We start from the raw sequence: 26,089 nt of genomic DNA, 5'->3' as shown, positions 1-26,089 counted from the left end.
GTCGGGAGCGTCGGAGGGAGGGCGGGGTCATCGTCGAATCGCTGCTCTTCGGGATCATCGCCTCGAGCGCGCTGGTGCTCGGTGCCCTGGTGGGCGGATGGGTGGAGATCCCCAAACGCGTTCTCGCGGCGATGCTGGCGTTCGCCGCCGGCGCGCTCATCACCGCCCTGTCGTTCGAATTGTTCGAGGATTCGTACGAGAAGGGCGGAATCTGGCGCGCGGCGATCGGGCTCGCGGTCGGCGCGATCGTGTTCACCGTGCTCAGTGCGTGGCTGGACCGGGTGGCCGAGGGGCGACGCGAGAAGGACCACGGCAGCGAGAAACTCGACGTCGACGCGGCCGCGGAGGAAACCGCGCCGTCGTCGTCCTCGGTCAGCGGCGCGGCCGGGCTGGCGCTGCTGGCGGCGGTCACACTCGACGGGGTGCCCGAGAACGTGGCGCTCGGTGTGTCCCTGGGGGAGGGCACCGGCGGCCTCGCCCTGCTGGTCGCGATCTTCGTGTCCAACTTCCCGGAGTCGCTCGTCGGCAGCGCCTCCATGCGCGCTCAGGGCCGGTCCCGGAGGTACATCCTCGGGATGTGGGTCGCGTGCGCCGCGCTGCTGACGGTCGCCGTCGTCGTCGGGGCCGGGCCGCTCGCGGTGACCCCGCCGGAGACGATCTCGCTGCCGTTGGCGTTCGCGGCGGGCGCGGTGCTGGCGTCGCTGGCCGACACGCTCATGCCGGAGGCCTACGAGAAGGGCGGTCCCACGGTCGCTTTGAGCACCGCCGCGGGATTCCTGCTGTCGTTCGTCCTCGCGACGCTGTGAGCGGCGTCAGCGCGTCGCGGCGGCACGCTTGCGTTCGACGAGTGCCCGCGTGACGAGGAAGGCGATCGCCACACTCGCGACGGTGCGCACCATGCGGTTGACGTCCACCGCGGGCTGCCACGACAACTTGCCGCCGCTGATGACGTACGCGCCCACCGGGCGAGCCCCGACGCCGAAGCCGCCGCCCTCGCCGTTCTCCCCGTCGGGGGAGTACCCCCCGCCTCCGCCGGCACCGCCGGAGACGACGGCCGCGGTGATGACCGTCAGGCCGTCTCTTTCGACGGGCTCCGAGTACACGCGTTTGACCGTGACCGTGTCGCGCGCCTTGGCCATCAGTTCCTCGAGATTCATGTCCGCCCCCTGTTCGTCGTGGCCCCGGCCGGTCGACCGGCCGCGTCCCCCATTCTCGGCCGCGGCCCGCCCGCGGGGGAAGTGCCCTAGGTCCCTGCGACAGCGAAGGCGCGACGGCTGTGCCGGACGAGTTCGCGCAGAGCCGGAGCGTCCGTATCGGACCAGATCAGCGACAGCACCGCGGGCGCGGGGGCGTCGTCCACGGTGAGCCCGCACAACCGGCCCTCGAAGTGCGCGGTCATCGAGCGGCTGAGGATCGCCACGCCCAGTCCCCGGATCGCGAGGTCGGCGACGGTGTCCGGGGAACTGGCCTGCAGGGCGATGTCGGGGCGCAGGCCGGCGGCGGCGCACGCCCGGTCGAACACGGTCCGGATCCCGGTGCCCGCGGGCATGGACACGACCGGGTGGGCGCACACGTCCGCGAGCGTGAGGCGGGCGCGTCCGGTCAGCGGGTGACCGGGCGGCACGGCCGCGACGATCGGTTCGCTGACGAGGGTGAGCGCCTCGAGGCCCGGGGGCGGGGTGCCGGCGGAGCCGACGAGGGCGAGGTCCACGGTGGCGCAGCGCACCCGCTCGACGAGCCGGTCGGAGGCGTCCTCGACGAGGATGATCTCGACCCCCGGGTGCGCGCGGTGGAACCCGGCGAGCGCGTCGAACAGCCCGGTGACGGTGCAGGCGGTGACCATGCCGACCACCAGCCGTCCGCGGACCAGTGCCGTCACCTCCTCGACCGCCTGCCGGACGGCCGCGGCGGACGCCAGCGCGGCCCGGGCGTGCGGCAGTGCCGCCTCCCCGGCCGTGGTGAGGGTGGCGGTGCGGGTGGAGCGGTCGAACAGGGCGGCGCCGAGGTCGTGCTCGAGCCGGCGGACCTGGGCGCTGATCCCGGACTGGCTGATGTGGACGCGGTGGGCGGCCCGGGTGAAGTTCGCCTCCTCGGCCACCGCGACGAAGTACTCCAGCTGCCGCAGTTCCATAACCTCGGATTCTAGTTCCGATCGAAACAATCTGTTGGACTTCTGACTCGGCCGGCCGGAGGCTGGAGGTGTCCCGCTCCCGTTCGTAGAGAGGATCACCGTGTCCGACGCAGAGAAGGCTTGGCAGCCCGAGGATCTCACCCGTCTGTTCGTCGAGCGCTCCAACGCCGGCGACGCGGCGGGGGTCGCCGCACTGTACGAGGAGGACGCCGTGATGGCCTACCCGCCGGGCGGTCGCACGGTCGGACGCGAGGCCATCCGCCGCTTGTGGGAGCAGGTGCTGGAACACGCCCCCCACTTCGAACCCGAGCCGTCGCTGCCGACGCTGATCAGCGGCGACCTCGCGCTGACCGCCACCCCGCCGAAGGACGGCGCCGGCGCCCGGGCCCAGGTGGCCCGCCGCCAGCCCGACGGCAGCTGGCTGCGCGTGCTCGACCAGCCCGAGTTCGTCCGTCCGGACAGCTGAGCCCGGCGCGAGGCGCATCACGGCACGGCGGCGGACCGCAGCGGGTGGCTTAGCCTGATTCCCATGGCAGCAGAGGAGCCCACCGCCGTCGCCGATCAGGCGGCCGCGCCCCCGACCGACGCGCGGCACATCGAGCTGGGCCTGACCACCGAGCAGGTCGCCGAACGCGTGGCCCGGGGCGCCACCAACGACGTGCCGGACCGGGCGTCGCGGTCGGTCGGCGAGATCGTCCGCGCCAACGTCTTCACCCGCATCAACGCGATCCTCGGCGTCCTGCTGGCCATCGTCCTGGCCACCGGCTCGATCATCGACGGCATGTTCGGCCTGCTGATCATCCTCAACAGCGCCGTCGGCATCGTGCAGGAGATCCGCGCCAAGTGGACCCTCGACAGGCTCGCGATCGTCAGCCAGGCCAAGCCCCTCGTCCGCCGTGACGGAGTGGTGGCCGAGCTCCCGCCGAGCGAGGTGGTGCTCGACGACATCATCGAACTCGGCCCCGGCGACCAGGCGGTGGTCGACGGGTTCGTCGTCGAGGCCGAGGGGCTCGAACTCGACGAGTCGCTGCTCACCGGTGAGGCCGATCCTGTGCACAAGGAGCTCGGCGCACACGTCCTCTCGGGCAGTTTCGTCGCGGCGGGCAGCGGCGCCTACCGGGCCACGAAGGTCGGCCGCGACGCGTACGCGGCCCGGCTCGCCGAGGAGGCCAGCAAGTTCACGCTCGTGCACTCGGAACTGCGCGCGGGCATCGACAAGATCCTGAAATTCATCACCTACCTGATGATCCCGGCGGGCCTGCTCATCATCTACAACCAGCTGTTCTCGAGCGGCCAGCCGCTCGGCCCGGCGCTCAGCGGCATGGTCGCCGCGCTCGTGCCGATGGTCCCCGAGGGCCTGGTGCTGATGACGTCGATCGCGTTCGCGGTGGGCGTGATCCGTCTCGGTCACCGGCAGTGCCTCGTGCAGGAACTGCCGGCCATCGAGGGCCTCGCCCGCGTCGACGTGGTCTGCGCCGACAAGACCGGCACGCTCACCGAGAACGGCATGCGCCTGGCGGACGTCGTGTGCGTCGACGGCAGCGACGAGACGGCCGTCCGTGCCGCCCTCGCGGCGATGGCCGCGGACGACCCGCGTCCCAACGCCAGCGTCCTCGCCGTCCGCGAAGCGCTGCCGGACGATCCCGGCTGGGGAGAGGCCACCGCCGTCGCCCCGTTCTCGTCGGCGAAGAAGTGGAGCGGCCAGTCGTACGGCGACCACGGCGACTGGGTGCTCGGCGCCCCGGACGTGCTGCTCGATCCCGGCTCGGCGGCGGCCCGGCGCGCCGAGGCGCTCGGGGCGCAGGGACTGCGGGTGCTGCTGCTCGGCCGGTGCGACCGCCCCGTCGACGACCCGCAGGCTCCCGGCACGGTCACCGCCCAGGCCCTCGTGGTGCTCGAGCAGCGGGTCCGGCCCGACGCCAAGCCCACCCTCGAGTACTTCGCGAGCCAGCAGGTCGAGGTCAAGGTCATCTCCGGCGACAACGCCGTGTCGGTCGGCGCGGTCGCGACGTCGCTCGGCCTGCCGCACGCCGATCACCCCGTCGATGCCCGCACCCTGCCGGAGGACCGTGACCGGCTCGCCGACACCCTCGACTCGGCCACCACCTTCGGTCGCGTGCGGCCCGACCAGAAGCGGGCAATGGTCGGAGCCCTGCAGTCGCGCGGCCACACCGTCGCCATGACCGGCGACGGGGTCAACGACGTGCTGGCGCTCAAGGACGCCGACATCGGAGTCGCGATGGGCTCCGGCAGCCCGGCTACCCGTGCGGTCGCGCAGATCGTGTTGCTGGACAACAGGTTCGCCACCCTGCCCTACGTCGTCGCCGAGGGCCGACGGGTGATCGGCAACATCGAGCGGGTCTCGAACCTGTTCCTCACCAAGACCGTGTACTCCGTGCTGCTGGCGTTCCTCGTGGGACTATCAGGCGCGTTGTCCCAGGTCTTCGGCTACGAGCCGCTGCCGTATCCGTTCCTGCCGCGGCACGTGACGATCGCGGCGTGGTTCACCATCGGAGTTCCCGCGTTCATCCTGTCGCTCGCCCCCAACAACGAGCGGGCCCGCTCCGGTTTCGTGTCGCGGGTGATGCGGCTGGCGATCCCGTCGGGTGTGATCATCGGGATCAGCACGTTCGTCTGCTACGTCCTGGTGTACGCCGGGCCCGAGCAGACCGAGGCGCAGAAGATGCAGGCCGGTACCGCGGCGCTGATCACCTTGATCATGATCGCGCTGTGGGTGCTCGCCGTGGTGGCGCGGCCGTACGTGTGGTGGAAACTGGTGCTGCTGGCCGGTTCGGTGCTCGGGTACCTGGTCCTGTTCGCCTTCCCCTTCACCCGCGAGTTCTTCGCCCTCGACATCTCGAATGTCGGCGGGATGGTCACGGCGTTCACGTGCGGGGCGATCGGCGTGGTCCTCGTGGAGGTCTCGTGGTGGGTGACCGGGCGGATCCACGGTGAGCACCGCCGGCTGTTCGCCGCCAGTGAGGACCTGTTGCCGGGCGTGCACTGACGGGGACGAGGTCACTGCCCCGGCCCCGGCCGGGACGAGGTCACTGCGCCAGCCGCGGCCGGGGCGAGGTCACTGCGCCGGCCGCGGCAGGTTTGGGAACCGGCCTGCGGTGGCACGCTGAGGCATCGATCCCTCGAACGGAAGGAGCGGCAGATGGGTTTGAAGGATTCGATCAAGGGCCTCGTCGGCAAGGGCAGGGCGTACGCGGAGAAGAACCCCGACAAGGCCGGCCGGTTCGTCGACAAGGCGGGCGACGCCGCCGATGCCCGGACGGGTGGCAAGTACGCCCAGCACGTGGACAAGGTTCAGGACGCCGCGAAGAAGCACCTCGGTACCGCGGACAATCCCGTCCCCGGTACGACTCCAGGTCCCGGGGGACAGCCCGGTCCGGGTGCGGATCCCGGTCCGCAGGCGCAGCCGGGCCCGCGCAGCCCGTAGCAGTGCAGGTCTCCGGCGGGAGGTCCCGACCGGGATCTCCCGCTCTGCGTCCAGCGGTGGCACGCTGGTGACGATGCGACCATTGCACAGAGAGGGATGGACCCGATGCGATTCATGGATTCGGTCAAGGGACTGGTCGACAAGGGCAAGGACTATGCCCGGAAGAACCCGGGCACGGTGAATAGCGCCATCGACAAGGCCGGCGATCTCGCCCGGACGAAGGGGCCCCGGAAGTACTCCCGGCACGTCGGCAAGGCGCAGGAAGCGGTGAAGAAGACCCTCGGCACCGAAGGTCGCGGACCGGGCCCGGCCGCCGGACCCGGCCCGGCTCCCGGACCCGACGTCCGATAGCGCGGCGTCGGCCACGGCCCCACGTCCGGCCGCGACCTGCTGTGGCAGGCTTGGCCCGCTCGATCATTCGGACGAAAGGACGCGACGTGGGTTTCATGGATTCGGTCAAGGGGCTGGTCGACAAGGGCAAGGAGTTCGCGGCGCAGAACCCCGACAAGGTCGACGAGGCGATCGAGAAGGCCGGTGACCTCGCGGACCGCAAGACCGGCGGAAAGTACGCCGAGCAGGTCGACAAGGCGCAGGACGCGGCGAAGAAGGCCCTCGGCGCCGGATAGACCGGGTCCCGCCGGCCGGCCCGCGTTGCCGAGCCGGACCGCGGCGGGCACGCCGTTGCCGTCCACCCGTCGTTGAACGGTCGATCGGTCTTGTTAAGGTGGCTGGTGCCTTCCGCCGGGATCCACGCAGATCCCGGCGGACCGCCCAGGGGAGTCGGCGGTGTGTCGGTCGGGGGATGTCGAGGGGATGTACGTCGGATGCCTCGGGCCGGGGTGTCGCGTCGGAATCCGCCTCGCGAGAAAGGTGAGTGAGTGGCCAAGCAAGCCCGCGCCGCAGTGACCCGGCAGCAGATCGTGCGCGCCGCCGCCGCGATGTTCGACGAACGAGGGTTCCACGGCGCCAGCTTCGCCGACATTCTCCGCGACACGGGACTGTCCAAGGGGGCGGTGTACTTCCATTTCGCGTCGAAGATCGACCTCGCCGGCGCCATCGTCGCCGAGCAGCACCGCCGCTCGATCGCGCTCGTCGATGCGATCGCCGGCACCGAGGCGTCGACCCTCGAACAGATCGTGATGCTGTGCCACGGCATCGGCCGGCAGATGATCGAGGATCCCGTGGTGCGCGCCGGGATCCGCCTCACCCTCGAACTCGGCAGCGTCGACAAGCCCGCCGGGCCGTACCTGGACTGGATCACGGCATGCGAGGCGTTCGGCCGTCGTGCCGTCGAGGAAGGCGACCTGGATGCCCGCCTCGATCCGTCGATGCTGGCGCACTTCGTGATCTCCGCGTTCACGGGGGTGCAGCTCCTGTCCGACGTCCTCGCCGGACGCGTCGACCTCGAGGAGCGGATCGACCAGATGTGGACGCTGCTGCTGCCCGGCATCATGCCGACCTCCCGCCACGACGCGATCGATACGGTGCGCGGGGCGCGCTGGTCGTTACCTCTCGGCGGCGACCTGCTTCCCGTGTCGGCTACGTGAGCAACTGCGCGTAGTCGTCGCGGCGCTCGGCCGGGAGGAGCGTGTTCAGCACGAAGCGGATCTGGAGGCGGATGTACTCGTCGAGCGTGTAGATCGCACCGAAGTGCCAGTGCTTGAGCGCCCACCCGTGCGCCAGCAGCATGATGTCGAAGACCATCAGGTCGACGTCGACCGGGTTCATCACGCCCGCCTCGATCCCCGCGTCCAGGGCGGCGCGCAGCGGCGCCGAGGACTCCACCTCGAGCTCCTTGATCCGGGCGCGGCCGGCGACGTCGAGGGTGCGGCTCTCCCGGTAGGTGAGCACCGTGGCGTGGAGATTCTCGTCCACGATCTCGATGTAGCGGCGCATCCCGGCGACGAGCCGCTCGACCGGGTCGTCGCCGACGGCGTCCATGGCCGGTTCGAGCTGGTCGCGGAAGGCGTCGAGGATCGCGAGGATGGTCGCGAGGAGGACGTCCTCCTTGCCGCCGAAGTACTTGTAGATCAGCCCCACGCTCACCCCGGCCTCGTCGGCCAGCGCCTGCATCGACATCTGGTGGAACCCGGTCCGCTGCATGACCGTCACCGCGGCGTCGAGCACCTGTTTGCGGCGGGAGCTGGTGCGCACGGCTCGCACGGCCTCGTCCACGGGTAGCGCGTCGTGGTCGGTGGTCATGGTGGTGCTCCTCGTCGCCGCTGGGTCGGATCCACAGTACCGAGTGATCCGGGCGGGTCGTCCGGCGCAACCCCGGGCGGCGGACATCCCGCGCCGGTCCGCACCCCGGGCTACCGGGCGCGCGCGACGAATCCTTCCAGCAAGCGGACGGTGTCCGGCGTCTCGATCAACCGGCTGATCTCGTCGAGCTCTCGGGCGAACCCCTCCTCGCCCCGAGCTGCGACGATGCAGCGCTTGGCGGCCGCGTAGGCGGCCGGCGGCAGCTGCGCGAGTCGATCGGCCAAGGCTCGGGCCTCGGTCTCGACGTCGGCGTCGGTGGCCCACTGCACGATTCCGAGCCGTTCGGCCTCACGGCCGGTGACCAGTTCGGCGCCGAGAACGAGCCGGTGCGCCACCGACGGACCGGCCAGCCGGGTGAGCCGTTGCGTGCCCCCCGCGCCGGGGAGGAGCCCGATTCCCACCTCGGGAAGCCCGAGCTTCACCGACGCGCCCGCGACGCGGAAGTCGCACGCGAGGGCCAGCTCGAGGCCCCCTCCCGTGGCGGCACCGGCGAGGGCGGCCACCGAGGGCTTCGGCAGCGCCTCGAGGCGGGCGAACACGTCCTGGAGCCGTGCGGTGAAGCGGCGCAGGCGTGCACCCCGATCGGGCCTCGTGCTCCAGGACTCCATCATCGCGATGTCCGCGCCGCCGCAGAAGATCCGCCGGGCACTGCGGATCAGGACGGCCCGTACCGCGGGGTCCTCACCCAGCGTCGTGACGGCCTCGGCCAGGGCCTCCGCCTGCGCCTCGTCGAAGGCGTTGGCGGGGGGACGGTCGAGGGTGATGATCCCGACGCGGTCTTCGCGGGTGGTGACGACGCTCACGGTTACTCCAGCAGGTGTCGGTAGCGGGTTCGGTGTTCTTGTGGCAGAACGGTGTTGAGCACGAACCGGGTCTGCAGCCGGATGTAGTCGTCGAGGCTGTAGAGCCGGCCGAAATGCCAGTGCTTGAGCGCCCAGCCGTGCGCGAGCAGCACCAGGTCGAAGACCATCAGGTCGACGTCGACGGGGTTCATGATGCCGGCGTCGATGCCCTCGGTCAGCACCGCACGCAGCGGGGCGGAGGTGGTGATCTCGAGCCGCTTGAGCTTCTCCCGCCCGGCCGGGTCGAGGGTGCGGCTCTCGCGGTAGGTCAGGGCCACGGCGTCGAGGTTCTCGTCGACGATCTCGACGAACCGGCGGATCCCCGCGGCCAGGCGCTCCACGGGGTCCGTGCCGACCGCCGCCATCGCGGGCTCGAGCTGGTCCCGGAACGTGTCCAGGATGGCGGTGATGGTGGCGAGGAGGATCTCCTCCTTGTTGCCGAAGTACTTGTAGAGCAGGCCCACGCTGACGTTCGCCTCGTCGGCCAGCGCCTGCATGGACATCTGATGGAATCCTGTGCGCTGCATCACCTTCGCGGCAGCGATCAGGATCTGCCTGCGCCGGGAGTTCGCACGGACCGCGCGCACGGCCTCGTCGATCGGCAGCTCGCTCGGATCGGCCGACATGGGCGTCCTCCTCGTCGCTCGGGACGGCCGCTCAGATCCCGAGATCCTTGGCGACGATCGTCTTCATGATCTCGGTGGTGCCGCCGTAGATGGTCTGGATGCGGGCGTCGACGAACGCGCGGGCCACCGCGTATTCACGCATGTACCCGTAGCCGCCGTGCAACTGCAGGCACCGGTCCGCGACCCGCACCTGCAGTTCGGTGGCCCACCACTTCAGCCGCGCCGCGCGGGCGGCGGTGAGCTCGCCGGCAACGTGCTCGGCGATGCAGTCGTCGAGGAACGTGCGGGCCAGGTCCAGCTCGGTGGCCAGTTCGGCCAGCACGAACTGGGTGTTCTGGAAGCTCGAGACCGGCTTGCCGAAGGCCTTGCGCTCCCGGACGTAGGTGAGGGTCTCGGCGAACACGCCCTCCGCCGCGGCGACCGCGCCGATCGCGAGCGACAACCGTTCCTGCGGCAGGTTGTGCACGAGCTGGTAGAAGCCCTGTCCCTCCTCGCCGAGCCGGTTCGCGACCGGGACCCGCATGTCCGTGAAGGCCAGCTCGCTGGTGTCCTGTGCGTGCAGGCCGATCTTCTCCAGATTGCGCCCGCGGGAGAAGCCGGCGGTGTCGGCCTCGACGACGAGCAGGGTCAGGCCCTTGTGCGGGTCGTCGGAGGTGCGGACGGCGACGACGAACAGGTCGCCGTTCTGCCCGTTGGAGATGAACGTCTTGGCACCGTTGACCACGTAGTGGTCGCCGTCGCGCACCGCCGAGGTGCGGATGCCGGTCAGGTCGCTGCCGGTGCCGGGTTCGGTCATCGCGATGCCGAGGACGGTCTCGCCGGTGACGGCGCCGGGCAGCCAGCGGGCCTTCTGCTCGTCGGTGGTCATGTCGGTCAGGTACGGCAGCACGACGTCGTTCTGCAGCGAGAACGCGATCCCGGCGGCCGCGTTGCCCGCCCGGTTGACCTCCTCGATCAGGATGGCGTTGTAGCGGAAGTCGTCGACGCCGGGACCGCCGTACTCCTCCGGGACCGGGAAGCCGAGCAGGCCCAGCTTGCCGGCCTCGGTGAACAGGGAGCGGTCGAGGCAGCTCGCCCGTTCCCAGCCCTCGTGCACCGGGGTGATCTTGTCCCGGACGAAGTCACGGACGACCTCGCGGAACTGCAGGTGCTCGGAGTCGTGGATCAATCGTGCGTTCATGGTGGGATTCCTGTCAGCGGAAGGCGTTTTCGCCGGTGAAGGCCTGGCCGAGCACCAGCTGGTGCATCTCGGGGGTGCCCTCGTAGGTGAGCACGGACTCGAGGTTGACCATGTGCCGGATGACGGGGTACTCGAGGGAGATGCCGTTGCCGCCGAGAACGGTCCGCGCGGTGCGGCAGATCTCGATGGCCTCGCGGGTGTTGTTGAGCTTGCCGAAGCTCACCTGCTCGGGCCGCAGCCCGACGCTGTCCTTGAGCCGGCCGAGGTGCAGCGACAGCAACTGGCCCTTGTGCAGTTCGACGGCCATGTCGGCGAGCTTGGCCTGGGTGAGCTGGAATCCGCCGATGGGGCGGCCGAACTGGGTGCGCTGCATCGAGTAGTCGCGGGCGGCCTCCCACGCCGAGCGCGCCGCGCCCATCGCGCCCCAGATGATGCCGTACCGCGCCTCGGACAGGCTCTGCAGCGGAGCCTTGACGCCCTTGGCCTCGGGCAGCAGCGCGTCGGCGGGCAGGCGTACGTTGTCCAGGACGAGTTCGCCGGTGACCGAGGCGCGCAGCGACAGCTTGTGCTTGATGGTGTGGGCGCTGAAACCGGTTGTGTCGGTGGGCACGACGAAGCCCCGGACGCCCTCGTCGGTGTTCGCCCAGACCACGGCGACGTCGGCGATGGAGCCGTTGGTGATCCACATCTTGCGACCGTCGAGAACCCAGTCGGACCCGTCCCGGCGGGCGCGGGTCTTCATCGCCCCCGGGTCGGAGCCGACGTCGGGTTCGGTCAGGCCGAAACAGCCGATGATCTCGCCCGCCGCCATGCCCGGCAGCCAGCGTTGCTTCTGCTCCTCGGAACCGTTGTTCCAGATCGAGAACATCGCGAGCGAGCCCTGCACCGAGACCAGGGAGCGGATGCCGGAGTCGGCGGCTTCCAACTCGAGGCAGGCGAGGCCGTAGTGCACGGCGGACGAGCCACCGCACCCGTAGCCCTCGAGGTGCATGCCGAGGAGGCCGAGCTTGCCGAATTCGCGGGCGAGATCGCGCACGCCGGGCAGGTCGCCGGCCTCGAACCACTCCGCGATGTGCGGGTTGACGTGCTCGGCGCAGAACTTGCGGACGGTGTCGCGGACGGCGATCTCGTCGTCGGAGTAGAGCGAGTCGAGGGCGAGCGGGTCGAGGGCGTCGAACTTGGGGAGGGTGGTGGCGGTGCTCATCGGGTCATCCTCGAGTCGGAGGGAGCGGAGAAGAGGCCGGCGGCGAACTCGGCCGCGGCGGCTTCGGTGGCCTTGTAATGCAGCTTCTTGCCGGTGGGGGAGACGGGCAGCGTCTCGACGAACCGGTAGGCGCGCGGCCGCTTGAACGACGAGAGCATCGGGTGGGAGCGGCAGTGGGCGTCGAGGTGTTCGACCGTCAGCGAGGGATCCTCGGCGACGATGTAGGCGACGACGATGCGTCCCCACTTCTCGTCCGGGACGCCGACGACGAGCGAGTCCTGGACCTGCGCATGGGCGTTGAGTGCCTCTTCCACCTGCACCGGGTGGACGTTCTCGCCGCCGGAGATGAGCATGTCGTCCTTGCGTCCGACGATGGTGACGAACTCCTCGGCGTCCCAGGTGGCGAGGTCGCCGATGTGCAGCCAACCCCGGTGGAACTTGGCCTTCTCCTGGTCGGGGGTGTCGAAGTAGGCGTTGGCGCACTTGGGGGAGCGGACGATGACCTCACCGACGTCGTTGCCGTCGCGGGCGACGACGTCGTCGGGGTCGGCGAGCCGGTCGGGGTAGACGTGCACGACGCGGACCTCGTCGTCGGTGCAGGCGCGGCCGGCGCTGCCGGCGCGGTCGGGCAGGTCGGCCGGCCGCAGGAAGGTGTTCCAGAAGGCCTCGGTGGTGCCGTAGCCGTTGAAGATCCGGGGGTTGAGCACCTTCTGGTAGTGCAGCGCCGCCTCCTTCTCGAGCGGTGCGCCCATCGTGACGATGCCGCGCAGGCTGGACAGGTCGCGCGGGCGCGCCTCCTGGGCGGCGGCGAGCATGGCGAGGTTGGTCGGTGCGCCGATGAGGAAGGTCAGTCCGTACTCGGCGACGAGGTCGAGGACCCGGTCGGCGTCGAACGACCGCAGCGGCACCACCCCGCCGCCGACGTAGAACGTCGGGTTGGGTCCGCCCGCGTGCAGACCACCGCGGTGGAACCACGGGGTCATGTTGAGCGTCTTGTCGTCGGGGCCGAGCGGGAAGTGCATGATCACGTCGTGGGCGCTGAAGATCTCGATCATGCTGTTGAGCGGCACGCCCTTCGGCATGCCCGTCGTGCCGGAGGTGTAGAGACGGGTGGTCTCGTCCCACACCGTGCGGTGCAGCGGCGGTAGCGCGATGCGGTCGGCGGCCAGGTGCCGGTACCGCATCACCGTGGCGCCGGCGGCTTCGACGGTGGCGCCGTCGCCGACGGCCACGAGCACCCTCGGGGTGTGCGCTGCGAGCCGCAACGCCTCCTGCACCATGTCGGTGAGTTCGGTGTCGTAGACGAACACCGCAGGGGTGCACTTGTCGAGGACGAACGCCGTCTCGCCGGCCGCCAGGCGGAAGTTCACCGGCGAGCCGACCGCCCCCACGGCCTGCGTGGCGAGGTAGAGCTCGGCGAATTCGACGCCGTTGAACAGCTGGTAGGCGACGACGTCCCCGGTCTGCACGCCCGCGTCCGCCAGGCCCGTCGCGATCCGGTCGACGCGCTCTCCGAGCTGCGCGTAGGTCCACTGCCGCCCGGTGCCGGGGTCGCTCAGGGCGACCTGGTTCGCGTAACGCTTGGTGTTGCGCCGGAATCCGTTGAGGTACGTGAAGTCGTTCTCGAAGTACTCCCGGTAGGCCCGGGCGTTGTACGACGCGGTCATGGTGTCCGTCCTCCCTCGCGTGTCCGCGGTCAGCCGGCCATCGTGAGGCCGCCGCTGACGCTGATCACCTGACCGGTGACGAACGACGCGGCCTCCGACGCGAAGAACAGCACGGGGGCGGCGACTTCGTCGGGCCGGGCGAGCCGGCGGAACGGGATGGCCTTGATCAGTGCGGCCTTGAGCTTCTCGTCCTGCGCCTGGAACAGCGGGGTGTCGGTGGGGCCGGGGCACACGCAGTTGACGTTGATGCCGTGCCGCGCCATCTCGCGGGCGAGGGATTTGGTCAGCGCGATGACGCCGCCCTTCGCCCCGGCGTAGATCGACTCGCCGGAGCTGCCGACGCGGCCGGCGTCGGAGGCGAGGTTGATCACGCGGCCGCCGTTGCCGGCTTCGATGATGCCGGGCAGGAAGGCGCTGCACACGTGCACCGGGCCGAGGTAGTTGATCGCCACGACCTTCTGCGCGAATTCCGGTGTGGCGTTCAGGAACTGGTCGGTACGGTCCCAGCCGGCGGCGTTGACGAGCACGTTCGGCACGCCGACCTCGGCGTGGGTGCGCTCGCGCAGCTCGTCGACCTGGGCGCGGTCGGCGATGTCCACCGGCAGTGCGGTGATCAGCTCGGGGTGCTCCTTGGCGGTGGCCTCGGCGGCGGCGAGGTCGAGGTCGGCGGCGACCACGCGGTCGCCCTGTGCGGCGAAGGCCAGTGCGATGGCCTTGCCGATGCCGGAGCCGGCGCCGGTGACCAGTGCGATGGTGCTCATGAGGGGTCCTCTCGGGGAATCCGGAATGGGGAGGGATCAGGCCTTGACGAACTTGGCGAAGTCGGCGGGCCGCTTCTCGGCGAACGCGTTGGCGCCCTCGAGGCCCTCGTCGGACTTGCCGAACAGGTCGAGTGCCGACATCGCGAGGTTGCTCAGGCCGGCCTGGTGGTCGGTGTCCGCGTTGAACGACTGCTTGAGGAACTTGATGGCGGTGGGGCTCTTCTCGGCGATCTCGGCGGCGATCGCCTTGGCCTCGTCGAGCAGCTCGTCCTGCGGCACGACCCAGTTGACCAGGCCCCAGCGCTCGGCGGTGGCGGCGTCGTACTGGCGGCACAGGTACCAGATCTCGCGGGCGCGCTTCTCGCCGACCACGCGGGCGAGGAAGGCCGACCCGAATCCGGCGTCGAACGATCCGACCTTCGGGCCGGCCTGGCCGAACTTGGCGTTCTCCGAGGCGATCGTGAGGTCGCACAGCACGTGCAGCACGTGTCCGCCGCCGACGGCGACACCGTTGACCGCGGCGATGACCGGCTTCGGGATGTCGCGAATCAGCTTGTGCAGGTAGCCGATTTCGAACATGCCGCTCTCGGTGGGGCCGTAGTCGCCGGTCTCGGCGCGCTGCTTGACGTCGCCGCCGGTGCAGAACGCCTTCTCGCCGGCGCCGGTGAGGATGATCGCCGAGACCCGGCTGTCGGCCCATGCGGCGCGGAAGGCCTTGATGAGCTCCTCGACGGTCTTGCCGCGGAACGCGTTGTAGCGGTGCGGGCGGTCGATCGTGATGATCGCCGCGGGGCCGTCGATCTCGTAGGTGATGTCCTCGAACACGGTCATGATGACTCCTCGTCAGCGCAGGTCGGGTCAGGGATTGAAGTTCTGTTCATGAGTGATGAATTGTGCTTCACTGACTATGAACGTACATTCACTACCGGAGGGTGTCAAGGGTCACACGGCCCCCGGTTTCGGAAGGGAGATCCACGGATGATCGACGTCTACGTCGTCGACGGAGTCCGCACACCGCAGGGCCGCTACGGCGGCGCGCTCGCCCCGGTGCGGCCCGACGACCTGGCCGCGCTCGTCGTCGGCGAGGCCGTCGCGCGCAGCGGCGTCCCGGCCGACGCGATCGACGAGGTGATCCTCGGCGCCACCAACCAGGCCGGCGAGGACAACCGCAACGTCGCCCGCATGGCGGTGCTGCTCGCCGGCCTGCCGCAGACCGTCCCCGGGTACACCGTCAACCGCCTGTGTGCGAGCGGGCTCACCGCTGTCGCCTCCGGCGCCCAGGCCATCCGGTCCGGGGAGGCCGACGTCGTCGTCGCCGGCGGGGTCGAGTCGATGACCCGGGCGCCGTGGGTGATGAGCAAGCCCGGCACGCCCTGGGCCAAACCCGGCGCCGTCTTCGACACCGCCATCGGCTGGCGGTTCACCAACCCGCGCTTCGACGACACGACCACCCTGTCGATGGGCGAGACCGCCGAGGAGGTCGCGGCCCTGCACGGCATCACCCGGGAGGAGAGCGACGCGTTCGCGGTCCGCAGCCACCGGCGCGCCCTCGCCGCCATCGACGCCGGCCGGTTCGGGAAGGAGATCGTCCCGGTGCCGGTGCGCGACGGCGTCGTCGACGTGGACGAGGGGCCGCGGCGCGGGACCGACGAGGAGAAACTCGCCCGCCTGAAGCCGGTGTTCCGGGCCGGCGGCATCGTCACCGCCGGCTCGTCGTCGTCGCTGTCCGACGGCGCGTCCGCGCTGGTGCTCGCCGGCGCCGACGCCGTGCGCCGGCACGGGCTGACGCCGCGCGCCCGGATCGTCGGCAGCGCCTCGGCGGCGCTCGCCCCGCACCTCATGGGCCTCGGCCCGGTCCCGGCCACCCGCAAGCTGCTCGACCGCACCGGCTGGACCCTCGACGGCATCGGCGCGATCGAGCTCAACGAGGCCTTCGCCACCCAGTCGCTCGGCGTCATCCGCGAACTCGGCCTGGACGAGCACCTCGTCAACGCGGACGGCGGCGCCATCGCGCTCGGTCACCCGCTCGGCTCGTCCGGGGCGCGCATCCTGGTCACCCTGCTCGGCCGCATGGAACGCGAGGGTGCGGCGCGGGGCCTGGCCACCCTGTGCGTCGGCGTCGGCCAGGGCGTGTCGCTGGCGGTGGAGGCGCTGTGAGCGACCACCCCACGTCGACGATCCGGCCCGAGCGGAGCGGTACGAGGCCGCGGACAGGTAGAAAACGCATGACCCGATTCCCGGAGAAGAGGACCAGCAGATGACAGGACTTCCCGACCGTGTCGCCGTGATCGGCGGAGGCCGCATGGGCGTCGGCATCGCCCATGCCTTCGCCGCGCTCGGCGCGACCGTAACCGTGTCCGAGACCGGCGACCTGGGCGCCGCGCGAAAGCGGCTGACGGACAGCCTCTCCCGCGCGGCCGAGCGCGGCAAGCTCGTCGATCCGCTCGACGTGGTGGCCGGCCGGGTCGCGTTCGTCGCGTCGGTGGCCGAGCTGCCCGGCGACACCCGGCTGCTCGTCGAGGCGGTGCCCGAGGATCCCGGCCTGAAGAGGCGCGTGCTCGCGGACGCCGAGCGCGTCGTGCCCGACGACGCGGTGATCGCCACCAACACCAGCTCGCTGTCGCCGACGGAGCTGGGCGCCGCCCTGAGGAACCCGTCCCGGTTCCTGGGCATGCACTTCTTCAACCCGGTGCCCGCGTCGGAGCTGGTGGAGATCGTGCGCGCCGAGACGACCTCCGATGCGCTGGTGCGCGACGTCGCGGGCTGGGTGGAGCTGCTCGGCAAGACGCCCGTGGTGGTGCGCGATTCGCCGGGCTTCGCCACCAGCCGTCTCGGCGTGCTGCTCGGGCTGGAGGCGATCCGGATGCTCGAGGAAGGCGTGGCCGACGCCGAGTCGATCGATCGGGCAATGGAATTGGGGTACAAGCATCCGATGGGCCCGCTGCGCTCCACGGATCTCGTGGGCCTGGACATCCGGCTGGCCGTCGCGGACTACCTGCACGGCACCCTGGGGGAGCGGTTCGCGCCGCCGCAGTTGCTGCGCGACAAGGTGGCCCGCGGCGAGCTCGGCCGCAAGTCCGGCCGCGGCTTCTACGACTGGAGCTGAGCGAGTAAGGAACCGACGTCCACGCACGAACGGGGGCGGGTCCGTATCCACGGACCCGCCCCCGTTCCGGGTGCGGTCAGTCGGCGGTCGCCAGGGCGGGCTCGGCCGCCCGGTGCGTCCCGCTCGGACTCGTCGCGAGGGTCTCGTGACGGGTGGGCACCAGCACGGTGAGGCCCGCGCCGAGCAGTGCAATGCCCGCGAAGATGTAGAAGGCGATGTTGCTGCTCAGGCCGGCGCCGAGGATCAGCCCACCGACGAGCGGCCCGAAGATGCCGCCGAGACGGCCGAATCCGGCGCACCACGCGACGCCGGCGGCGCGTGCCGTGGTCGAGTAGTAGTTGGCGACGAAGCCGTAGATGAGGATCTGGGTGCCGATCCCGCCGATGCCGGCCGCCGCGACCGCGCCGAGCAGCACCGCCAGCGGCAGGTCGAGGGTGAGCACGATGAGCGAGAGCACCGCGAGCAGGAACGTGGCGACGATGACCCGCTGCGGGCCGGTGCGATCCGCCGTCCGGGAGGCGAGCACGACGCCGGCGATCGCGCCGCCGTTGAGCACCAGCAGGAACGCCAGCGAGTTCTTCGCGTCGAACCCGGCGTTCTCCATGATCTTCGGCAACCAGGTGTTGAGCCCGTAGGTGAGCATGATGCCGCCGAAGCTCATCAGGCCGAGCAGTGCGGTGCCGAGCGCGTACCGGCGGGTCGCCAGCGCGGCGAATCCGACCTTCTGGGCGCCCGCCCGCTCGACGACGAGCTCTTCGGCGGTCGGGGAGGGGATGCCGGTGCGTGCGGTGATCGCGTGGGCCTCGTCGAGCCGGCCCCGGGCGACGAGCCAGCGGGGCGACTCGGGAAGCCTCAGCAGCACGAGCGGCAGCAGGACCACGAGGGGCAGCGCTCCGATCCAGAACAGGCCGCGCCAGCCGATGGCGTCACGCAGCAGCAGTGCGAGCAGCGAGGCCATGACACCGCCGAGGGGGACGCCGCAGTAGACGATCGCGTTGTACATGTTCTTCTTGCTGGGCGGCGCGAACTCGGCGACCACCGCACCGGTGGTGGCGATGAGCCCACCCACGCCGATGCCCGTGAGCAGTCGCATGGCGCCGAACATCGTGACGGAGTGGGTCATCGCCGCGGCGGCCATGCCCACGGAGAACCACGTGATGCTGATCAGTGTCAGCTTTCGGCGGCCGACCCGGTCGCCGAAGGCGCCGGCGAGCAGGGCGCCGATCAGGACCCCGATCAGGGCGTACGAGCCCAGCACCCCGGCCTGTTCGGCGGAGACGGCACCCAACTGGGTCGGATCCTTCATGAGGATCGGGAGGATGGTTCCGTACACGACCAGGTCGTATCCGTCGAAGACGAGCGCTGCCGTCGCGAGGGCGACGATCCACGTCACCGAGCGTCGATGCTGCGTACTGGTCCAGTCGGCCGAGACAGGGGGCATGAGAACTCCGTGGGTGTCAGGGGGCGAGTGTTCGCCGGGGCGGGTCGGCCCCGTCGGAGCGACAACGATGAGTGAACAAAAATTCGAAGTGGATGAATGCTCATTCATTGTGTTCGACCAGAACGGTAGTGTGGTGCACGTCACTCTGTCAAGGGTGCGCGTCGAGGCTGTGCCCGGGGCCGCTACGGCCGGTCACGCACAACGCTCGACCGGGAGACCCCAGCCGAGCGTTGTGCGTGATCTCCTGCCGCCTGACTACCCGCCGGTGTGGCGACGACCCCCGCGCCGCCGTCGATGCCGGGCCCGCCGTCGTGGACGGTCTACAGGAAGGCGCTGATGCCGGTCTCGGCGCGGCCGATGAGCAGCTTCTGGATCTGGCTGGTGCCCTCGTACAGGGTCATCACGCGGGCGTCGCGCATGTACTTGGCGACGGGGTACTCGTCGACGTAGCCGTAGCCGCCGAAGAGCTGGATCGCGTTGTTGGCGGCTCGCACCGCGGCCTCGCTGCAGAAGTACTTGGCCTTGGACGCGGCGGTGCCGAACGGTTCCCCGCGCTCGATGAGATCCGCTGCCCGCCAGGTCAGCAGCCGGCCGGCGTCGGCGTCGACGGACATGTCCGCGATCATGTCCTGGATCAGCTGGTACGAGGCGATGGGCCGGTCGAACTGCTTGCGGTTCGTCGCGTAGTCGACGGCGGCCTCGAGGCAGCCCTGGATGATGCCGACGCAGCCGGCGCCGACCGAGACCCGGCCCTTGTCCAGCGAGTGCATGGCGATCGAGAAGCCTTGGCCCTCCTCGCCGAGCAGCACGCTCGCGGGCACCTTCATGTCGGTGAAGTACAGCTCGGCGGTGGCCTGGCCGCGCAGGCCGAGCTTGCCGTGGATCTCCCGGGCTTCGAAGCCGGGGGTGTCGGTGGGAACCAGGAAGGCGGACACGCCCTTCGGGCCGGGACCGCCGGTGCGGGCGAAGACCAGGCACAGGTTGGCCCAGGTTCCGTTGGTGATGAAGATCTTCGACCCGTTGATGATGTAGTGGTCGCCGTCGCGCACCGCGCGGGTCTTCAGGTGTCCGGGGTCGGAGCCGTTGTCCGGTTCGGTGAGGCCGAAGCACGCGAGCGCCTCACCCGAGGCGATGCGTGGCAGCCACTCGTGCTTCTGCTCCTCGGTGCCGTGGGACAGAATCACCTTGCCCACCAAGCCCATCGAGACGGACACGATGCCGCGCACGGCGGAGTCGGCGCGACCGAGTTCCTCCATACCGAGGCAGTAGGTGATGTAGTCGCCGCCGAGGCCGCCGTACTCCTCGGGGATGGTCAGCCCGAAGAACCCGATCTCGGCGAGCTTGGGCACGATCGCGATGTCCACCGATTCGGCGCGGTCCCATGCGGCCCGGTGCGGGACCACCTCCTTGTCGAGGAACTCGCGTGCGAGTTGCCGGAAACTCTGCTGCTCCTCCGTCAACGCCAGATCCATGTCGACTCCTTGCTGGGGCACCCCCGGGGGCTACGGGGCGGGGTGCGTCGGATTTCGGAAAGCACACGAGCAAAATGAATGCTCATTCACTTGAGGTGAATATACGTTCGTTTCTTGAGGGGGTCAAGGGTGCCACCCCCGGCGCCCGGATCGTACGGCGGCACCGGCCGCCCGTCCGGGTCACAATCGACGGGTGAACGGGACCTGGATCCTCCTCGTCGTCATCGCGGCCGTCGCCGTCACCGGCCTCGCGAACCGCGGAAATCTCCAGGCCCCCCTGGTCCTCGTCACCATCGGCTCGATCGCCTCGTTCCTGCCCGGCATGCCGCGGCTCGAGCTGCATCCGGACGTCATCCTCGGGGTGGTGCTGCCGCCGCTGCTGTACTCGGCGGCGCTGCGCTTCTCCGTGGCGACCTTCCGTCGGCACCTCGCCCCGATCCTGCGGCTGGGCATCTTCACCGTCCTGGTCACGGCGTTCGCCGTCGCGTTCTCCGCCTCCTGGCTGGTGCCGGATCTGACCCTCGGCGCCGCACTGGTGCTCGGGGCCGTGGTCGCGCCGACCGACGCGGTCAGCGCCGTCGCCGTCGGGCAGCGACTCGGACTGCCCAAACGCGTCATTGCGGTCCTCACCGGTGAGGGTCTGGTCAACGACGCGACCGCGCTGACGCTGTTCACCGTCGCGGTCTCCGCCGTCGCCGGCACCCGGGTGCTGGTGGACTCGCCCGTGGTGTTCTTCGGGTACGAGGTGGCCGGCGGCGTGGCGATCGGACTGGTGCTCGCTGTCGTGGTGCACCGGGTACGCGGCCGCATGTACGACTCGCCGCTGGAAACGGTGCTGGGGCTGGTGCTCCCGTTCACCGCCTACCTGGCCGCCGAGGAGATCGAGGCGTCCGGTGTGCTGGCCGTCGTCGCGGCCGGCCTGTACATGGGGCACCGGGCCACCGATGCGTCCGTGGCGACGCGCATCCAGGAACGGGCGGTGTGGGAGAGCCTCGACGTGCTGCTCGAGATGTTCGTCTTCGCCTACATGGGCCTGCAGCTGAAGTTCGTGATCGACGAGGTCCGCGAGACCGGTCTCGACGTCCACCTCGCGTTCCTCTACGCGTTCGCGGTGCTCGGTGTGGTGATCGCGGTGCGGCCGCTGTGGGTGCTGCTGCACTGGGCGCGTCGCCGCCTCACACGGGAGGTCGGGCTCGCCCGGCTGGGGCGCGACCAGTTCACCGGCCGCGAGTACCTGGTGATCTCCTGGGCCGGGATGCGCGGTGTGGTGACCCTCGCGGCCGCCGGGGGCGTGCCGCTCGTCGTGGCCTCCGGCGAGCCCTTCCCCGGTCGCGAGACCATCCAGGTGATCGCCTTCGTGGTCGCGGTCGGCACCCTGCTGATCCAGGGGGCGACGATGCCGGCGCTCATCCGGGTGCTGAACGTCGCCGACCCCTACGAACAGCTGTATGCCCAGGAGCAGATGGAACGTGCGCGGACCATCTCCGGCACCGCCGCCGAACAGCACCTCGCGCTGCTCGCGACGAACCCGCCCGACGGTGTCGACGCCGAGGCGCTGCAACGCATCCTCGCCCGGGTGAACCGGTCCATGAAGGCCCGCCTCGAAGCGCAGCAGGCCGAGGAGGCCGGCGAGCGCGAACCGGCCGTGCCCGACTCGGGCACCCTGTTCGAAAAGCTCCGGCGCTCCGTGCTGCGCGCCCAGCGGCAGGCTCTGATCGCGGCACGCGACAACGGCGACCTCGACGACGAGACGCTCCGCACGGTGCTCGAGGGACTCGACGTCGAGGAGGCGGCCGCGGAGGAACGGCTCAACCGGCGCACCCGGTACTGACCCGGCGCCGGACTGCCGGCATCCGCGTTTTCCCACCGGGGCGGGAGCAGACGATTCTAGGATTCCTTATGGCCGTCGAATCGGTTCCCGAGTCCCCGCCCCGGATCGAATACCTGCGCACGGATCCCGACCTCCCGCCGGTCGGCATCGTCGACCGTTCCCCGATGCCTGCGTCGACCCGCGTCGTCTTCGTCGTGCTGGCGTTGCTCGGGGGTGTCGCCTGGACGATGATCGCGGTGGTCCGCGGCGAGAACGTCAACGCGGTCTGGTTCGTGATCGCCGCGGTGTGCACGTATCTGATCGCCTATCGCTTCTACGCCAGGCTGGTCGAGAGCAAGATCGTCCAACCGCGCGACGACCGTGCCACCACCGCGGAGATCCTCGAGAACGGAAAGGACTACATCCCGACGGACCGGCGGGTGCTGTTCGGACACCACTTCGCCGCGATCGCCGGCGCCGGTCCTCTCGTCGGTCCGGTGCTGGCCGCGCAGATGGGGTACCTGCCGGGCACCCTGTGGATCATCCTCGGCGTCGTGTTCGCCGGTGCGGTGCAGGATTTCCTGGTGCTGTCGATCTCGTCGCGGCGCCGCGGGCGCAGCCTCGGTCAGATGGCGCGGGAGGAACTGGGCGTCGTCGGCGGAACCGCCGCCATGGTCGCGGTCTTCGTCATCATGATCATCCTCATCGCGGTTCTCGCTCTGGTCGTCGTCAATGCGCTCGCCGAGAGCCCGTGGGGTCTGTTCTCCATCGCGATGACCATCCCCATCGCCCTCTTCATGGGGGTGTATCTGCGATACCTGCGGCCGGGCCGGGTCTCGGAGGTCTCGCTCATCGGCGTCGCACTGCTCCTGCTGGCCATCGTCGCCGGCGGCTGGGTGGCGGAAACGGAGTGGGGAGCCGAGTGGTTCACCCTGTCCAAGGTCACCATCACGTGGCTGATGATCGCTTACGGATTCGCCGCCTCGGTGCTACCGGTGTGGCTGCTGCTGGCGCCGCGAGACTACCTGTCGACGTTCATGAAGGTCGGGACGATCGCGCTGCTCGCCGTGGGTATCCTCATCGCCCGCCCGACCCTGCAGATGCCGGACGTCACCTCCTTCGCCCTCGAGGGCAACGGCCCGGCGTTCGCCGGATCGCTGTTCCCGTTCCTGTTCATCACCATCGCCTGTGGCGCCCTGTCCGGATTCCATGCGCTCATCGCCTCCGGCACGACCCCGAAGCTGCTCGAGAAGGAGAAGCAGACCCGGCTGATCGGGTACGGGGGCATGCTCACCGAATCCTTCGTGGCGATCATGGCGCTGATCACCGCCTGCGTGATCGATCAGCACCTGTACTTCGTGCTCAACGCCCCGGCCGGCGTGACCGGAGGCACTCCCGCCACGGCGGCGGACTACGTCAACGGCCTCGGACTCGGTGCTCCGGACATCACACCGGAGGCCATCTCCCAGGCCGCCGCCGACGTCGGGGAGGACTCGATCATCTCGCGCACCGGCGGCGCCCCGACCCTCGCGTTCGGGATGTCCGGCGTGCTGAGCGACCTGTTCGGGGGCGACGCGCTGAAGTCGTTCTGGTACCACTTCGCGATCATGTTCGAGGCCCTGTTCATCCTCACGACCGTCGACGCCGGCACCCGCGTCGCCCGCTTCATGCTCTCGGATTCGCTCGGCAACTTCGGGGGACCGGCCCGCCGGTTCAAGGACCCGTCGTGGCGTCCGGGCGCGTGGCTGTGCTCGCTGCTGGTCGTGGCCGCGTGGGGTGCGATCCTGCTGATGGGCGTCACCGATCCGCTCGGGGGCATCAACACCCTCTTCCCGCTGTTCGGCATCGCCAACCAGCTGCTCGCCGCGGTCGCCCTGACGGTCGTGCTCACCGTGGTGATGAAGAGGGGCCTGTTCACATGGGCATGGATCCCGGGTGTGCCGCTCGTGTGGGACCTGATCGTGACGATGACCGCCTCGTGGCAGAAGATCTTCTCGGGGGATCCCGCGATCGGGTACTGGACCCAGCACTTCGACTTCCGGGCCGCCAAGGACGCCGGGGAGACCAGTTTCCGGTCCGCGACGAGCCCCGCCGCGATCGACGCGGTGATCCGCAACACCTTCATCCAGGGCACACTGTCGATCGTGTTCGCGAGTCTCGTGCTGATCGTCGCCGTCGCGGGAGCCATCGTGTGCGTCAAGGCGTTCCGGGCCGGAGGGCTGCCCACCACCGAGGCTCCCGACGTTCCGTCGAAGATCTTCGCCCCGGCCGGGTTCGTACCCACCGCCGCCGAGAAACGCATACAGCACCAGTGGGACGTGCTCATCGCGTCCGGACGCGTGCGCGCCCCGGGCGCCGCGCACATCCGCCCCGTTCGCGTCGACCGCGCGGAGCCGACCGGAGCGAACCGTGAGTAGGGTGCTCGCCGCACTCGCCGCAGGGGGACGAACGGTGCGCTGGTGGATCGGAGCGCTGATGGGCGACCACGACTACGCGCGTTACGTCGCCCACCTGGAACGGATGCACCCCGGAACCGAGATCCCCACCGAACGCGAGTACTGGCGCATCCGTTACGCCGACGCGGACGCCAACCCGGGGGCACGTTGCTGCTGAGACCTGTACGGGCACCGGCCGGCGCCGGGCCGATCCGCGTGCACCCGGCCACCGTGCCCCCGCCACGGTGTACCCCGCAACAGTTCGCCGAGGTGGCTTAGCGTGAACCCATGATGAGTCCGCTCGACCGCCTGCGTGCACTGTGCACCGCGCTTCCGGACGTCACCGAACGCGTCAGCCACGGCGAACCGGCCTGGTTCGTCCGCCGGCTCGACGCCGAGCCGGGACCGGACCCGCGGTGAGCGGAACCCTCGCCGCGCTCCTGGCCGTCGCGTTGCTCGTCGTCGCCGGCGTCACCGTGCTGTGGCTGCGCACCCGGCGCGGCCTGACCACACCGGCCGAACGCGCCGTGCACGCCACCCTGCACACCGCGTCGCTGGCCGCGCGGCCGCTGCGCCGGGGCCTCGACGCGACGTCCGCGCAGGAGGCCGCCCCGCACCTGCGCTCGCTCACCGGCACGTCGTCCGTCGCGCTCGTCGATGCGGACGGCACCCGCCTGGCGTGGAGCGGCCCCTTCGAAGGGCTGTCCGCCCAGTTGCTCGCCGCCGCGAAGCGCGCGATCGCCGACGACCGGCGCGTCCTCGTCGGGCACGGCGACCTCCAGCGCGGTCCGGACGAGCAGGCCGCGCGCGCCGTGATCGTGCAGCCGCTCGTCATCGACAACGTCGGGGTCGTCGGTGCGCTCGGCGTCGTGACCACCACCGAACCCGGACCGGCCCTGCTCGGCGTGCTCACCGAGGTCGCCCGCTACGCCTGCAGCCAGATCGAACTCGCCGAACTCGACGCCTCCCGCGCCCGCCTCGACCGGGCCGAGGTGCTGGCGCTGCGCGCTCAGATCAGCCCGCACTTCATCTACAACGCCCTGGGCACCGTCGCGTCCTTCGTGCGCACCGACCCCGAACGCGCCCGCGAACTGCTCCTCGAATTCGCCGACTTCACCCGGTACTCGTTCCGCGCGGCGGGGGAGTACACGCTGCTCGCCGACGAACTGCGCAACATCGACCGGTATCTCACGCTCGAGCGGGCCCGCTTCGGCAACGCCCTCGAGGTGCGGCTGCAGGTCGCGCCGGAGGTGCTCAACGTGGTGCTGCCGTTCCTCGCCCTGCAGCCCCTCGTCGAGAACGCCGTGCGGCACGGCATCGCCGGCAAGAGCACCCGCACCGGCACCATCAGCATCGTCGCCGCGGACGAGGGCACCGACTGCGTCATCAGCGTCGAGGACGACGGCGTCGGAATGGACCCCGAACTCCTGCGCTCCGGCGACCTCGACGCCGTCGCCGAGGGACAGGGGCTCACCAGCGCCAAGGAGGCGGCCCACGTGGGACTGGCCAACGTCGACGACCGCCTGCGTGCGGCGTTCGGCAACGACTACGGCCTCGTCGTCGAGACGGCGCCGGGTGCCGGAACGAAGGTCAGCATGCGGGTGCCGAAGTTCCGGCCCGGGATACGGGCATGACGCGACCCGTCCGCCACCCGGCCCCGCTCCGCGCGAGTGGCCCGGTCCGCTCCGCTCGGACGGTCCGGCATGG

25 protein-coding genes and 1 pseudogene are annotated in these 26,089 nt (G+C 70.4%); 14 read left to right on the top strand and 12 right to left on the bottom strand.

The genetic code is table 11. The annotated features are described in order from the left end of the window. Positions 1–41: 41 nt before the first annotated feature. Entirely contained in the window at positions 42–806 is a 765-nt protein-coding gene (locus tag G6038_RS08540; RefSeq protein WP_206024476.1) for a zinc permease, read from the top strand. Between the two features lie 6 nt (positions 807–812). On the opposite strand, the gene G6038_RS08535 is transcribed toward G6038_RS08540, so the two are convergent. Both G6038_RS08535 and G6038_RS08530 read right to left on the bottom strand, forming a co-directional pair. Then, a complete protein-coding gene (locus G6038_RS08535; RefSeq protein WP_165037259.1) occupies positions 813–1,157 on the bottom strand; it encodes a sporulation protein in 345 nt (114 codons plus the stop codon). Positions 1,158–1,243: 86 nt separating this feature from the next. Next, entirely contained in the window at positions 1,244–2,131 is an 888-nt protein-coding gene (locus tag G6038_RS08530; protein WP_165037258.1) for a LysR family transcriptional regulator, read from the bottom strand. A gap of 100 nt (positions 2,132–2,231) precedes the next feature. Between G6038_RS08530 and G6038_RS08525 the strand changes: the two genes are divergently transcribed. The 6 genes from G6038_RS08525 to G6038_RS08500 all read left to right on the top strand — a co-directional run bounded on the left by G6038_RS08525 (position 2,232) and on the right by G6038_RS08500 (position 7,123). Next, entirely contained in the window at positions 2,232–2,597 is a 366-nt protein-coding gene (locus G6038_RS08525) for a nuclear transport factor 2 family protein (RefSeq protein WP_165037257.1), read from the top strand. A 63-nt stretch (positions 2,598–2,660) separates the two neighbouring features. Then, entirely contained in the window at positions 2,661–5,138 is a 2,478-nt protein-coding gene (locus tag G6038_RS08520) for an HAD-IC family P-type ATPase (protein WP_165037256.1), read from the top strand. Positions 5,139–5,291: 153 nt separating this feature from the next. Continuing rightward, the gene (locus G6038_RS08515) at positions 5,292–5,576 is read left to right on the top strand and encodes an antitoxin (RefSeq protein WP_165037255.1); all 285 of its coding nucleotides are present in this window, start codon (positions 5,292–5,294) and stop codon (positions 5,574–5,576) included. A 105-nt stretch (positions 5,577–5,681) separates the two neighbouring features. Continuing rightward, positions 5,682–5,927 carry an antitoxin gene (locus G6038_RS08510; protein ID WP_165037254.1) on the top strand — a complete coding sequence of 82 codons (246 nt, stop codon included), beginning with the start codon at positions 5,682–5,684 and terminating at the stop codon, positions 5,925–5,927. Between the two features lie 86 nt (positions 5,928–6,013). Next, positions 6,014–6,202 (top strand): Rv0909 family putative TA system antitoxin, encoded by a 189-nt coding sequence (locus G6038_RS08505; protein ID WP_006941081.1) that lies wholly within the window; start codon positions 6,014–6,016, stop codon positions 6,200–6,202. A gap of 252 nt (positions 6,203–6,454) precedes the next feature. After that, positions 6,455–7,123 (top strand): ScbR family autoregulator-binding transcription factor, encoded by a 669-nt coding sequence (locus G6038_RS08500; RefSeq protein ID WP_165037253.1) that lies wholly within the window; start codon positions 6,455–6,457, stop codon positions 7,121–7,123. Here the strand turns inward: G6038_RS08500 and G6038_RS08495 are convergent. The 8 genes from G6038_RS08495 to G6038_RS08460 form a co-directional block, all read right to left on the bottom strand. Further along, entirely contained in the window at positions 7,116–7,778 is a 663-nt protein-coding gene (locus G6038_RS08495) for a TetR/AcrR family transcriptional regulator (RefSeq protein WP_165037252.1), read from the bottom strand. The genes G6038_RS08500 and G6038_RS08495 overlap by 8 nt on opposite strands. A 110-nt stretch (positions 7,779–7,888) precedes the next feature. After that, complete coding sequence (locus G6038_RS08490; protein WP_165037251.1) at positions 7,889–8,641, bottom strand: enoyl-CoA hydratase/isomerase family protein; 753 nt, start codon at positions 8,639–8,641, stop codon at positions 7,889–7,891. A 2-nt stretch (positions 8,642–8,643) separates the two neighbouring features. Then, complete coding sequence (locus tag G6038_RS08485) at positions 8,644–9,306, bottom strand: TetR/AcrR family transcriptional regulator (RefSeq protein ID WP_165037250.1); 663 nt, start codon at positions 9,304–9,306, stop codon at positions 8,644–8,646. 31 nt (positions 9,307–9,337) lie between these two features. Further along, positions 9,338–10,486, bottom strand: coding sequence for an acyl-CoA dehydrogenase family protein (locus tag G6038_RS08480; protein WP_165037249.1), 1,149 nt, complete (start codon positions 10,484–10,486; stop codon positions 9,338–9,340). Between the two features lie 13 nt (positions 10,487–10,499). Then, complete coding sequence (locus G6038_RS08475; RefSeq protein WP_165037248.1) at positions 10,500–11,690, bottom strand: acyl-CoA dehydrogenase family protein; 1,191 nt, start codon at positions 11,688–11,690, stop codon at positions 10,500–10,502. Continuing rightward, positions 11,687–13,357, bottom strand: a complete 1,671-nt coding sequence (locus tag G6038_RS08470; RefSeq protein WP_165037247.1) for an AMP-binding protein — start codon at positions 13,355–13,357, stop codon at positions 11,687–11,689. Before G6038_RS08470 ends, G6038_RS08475 begins: the two co-directional genes overlap by 4 nt. 29 nt (positions 13,358–13,386) lie before the next feature. Beyond that, the gene (locus G6038_RS08465; RefSeq protein ID WP_165037246.1) at positions 13,387–14,118 is read right to left on the bottom strand and encodes an SDR family oxidoreductase; all 732 of its coding nucleotides are present in this window, start codon (positions 14,116–14,118) and stop codon (positions 13,387–13,389) included. Positions 14,119–14,154: 36 nt separating this feature from the next. Continuing rightward, positions 14,155–14,949, bottom strand: coding sequence for an enoyl-CoA hydratase-related protein (locus G6038_RS08460; RefSeq protein WP_165037245.1), 795 nt, complete (start codon positions 14,947–14,949; stop codon positions 14,155–14,157). A gap of 147 nt (positions 14,950–15,096) precedes the next feature. Here G6038_RS08460 and G6038_RS08455 point away from each other — a divergent pair, with 147 nt between their 5' ends. Both G6038_RS08455 and G6038_RS08450 read left to right on the top strand, forming a co-directional pair. Then, positions 15,097–16,275, top strand: a complete 1,179-nt coding sequence (locus tag G6038_RS08455) for a thiolase family protein (RefSeq protein WP_165037244.1) — start codon at positions 15,097–15,099, stop codon at positions 16,273–16,275. Positions 16,276–16,375: 100 nt separating this feature from the next. Further along, positions 16,376–17,224, top strand: coding sequence for a 3-hydroxyacyl-CoA dehydrogenase family protein (locus tag G6038_RS08450; RefSeq protein ID WP_165037243.1), 849 nt, complete (start codon positions 16,376–16,378; stop codon positions 17,222–17,224). A gap of 76 nt (positions 17,225–17,300) precedes the next feature. Here G6038_RS08450 and G6038_RS08445 read toward each other — a convergent pair whose 3' ends face one another. Together G6038_RS08445 and G6038_RS08440 are read right to left on the bottom strand one after the other, a co-directional pair. Next, positions 17,301–18,665, bottom strand: a complete 1,365-nt coding sequence (locus G6038_RS08445; protein ID WP_165037242.1) for an aromatic acid/H+ symport family MFS transporter — start codon at positions 18,663–18,665, stop codon at positions 17,301–17,303. 320 nt (positions 18,666–18,985) lie between these two features. Beyond that, positions 18,986–20,137: an acyl-CoA dehydrogenase family protein gene (locus G6038_RS08440; RefSeq protein ID WP_165037241.1), complete on the bottom strand. Its 1,152-nt coding sequence runs from the start codon at positions 20,135–20,137 to the stop codon at positions 18,986–18,988. Between the two features lie 193 nt (positions 20,138–20,330). On the opposite strand from G6038_RS08440, the gene G6038_RS08435 reads away from it, so the two are divergent. The 5 genes and pseudogenes from G6038_RS08435 (at position 20,331) to G6038_RS08415 (ending at position 26,016) form a co-directional block, all read left to right on the top strand. Beyond that, positions 20,331–21,968 carry a Na+/H+ antiporter gene (locus tag G6038_RS08435; protein WP_165037240.1) on the top strand — a complete coding sequence of 546 codons (1,638 nt, stop codon included), beginning with the start codon at positions 20,331–20,333 and terminating at the stop codon, positions 21,966–21,968. Between the two features lie 68 nt (positions 21,969–22,036). After that, positions 22,037–24,364 (top strand): carbon starvation CstA family protein, encoded by a 2,328-nt coding sequence (locus tag G6038_RS08430; protein ID WP_165037239.1) that lies wholly within the window; start codon positions 22,037–22,039, stop codon positions 24,362–24,364. Between the two features lies 1 nt (position 24,365). Then, complete coding sequence (locus G6038_RS08425) at positions 24,366–24,560, top strand: YbdD/YjiX family protein (protein ID WP_165037291.1); 195 nt, start codon at positions 24,366–24,368, stop codon at positions 24,558–24,560. A gap of 110 nt (positions 24,561–24,670) precedes the next feature. After that, positions 24,671–24,769 (top strand): annotated as a pseudogene (locus G6038_RS08420) (MmcQ/YjbR family DNA-binding protein); the annotation flags it as partial. A gap of 29 nt (positions 24,770–24,798) precedes the next feature. Further along, entirely contained in the window at positions 24,799–26,016 is a 1,218-nt protein-coding gene (locus G6038_RS08415; protein WP_165037238.1) for a histidine kinase, read from the top strand. Positions 26,017–26,089: the final 73 nt, after the last annotated feature.

The organism is Rhodococcus sp. 14C212 (genome assembly GCF_011058195.1).
Classification (GTDB): Bacteria; Actinomycetota; Actinomycetes; order Mycobacteriales; family Mycobacteriaceae; genus Rhodococcus; species Rhodococcus aetherivorans.
This window is presented reverse-complemented; position numbering and strand designations above follow the sequence as displayed.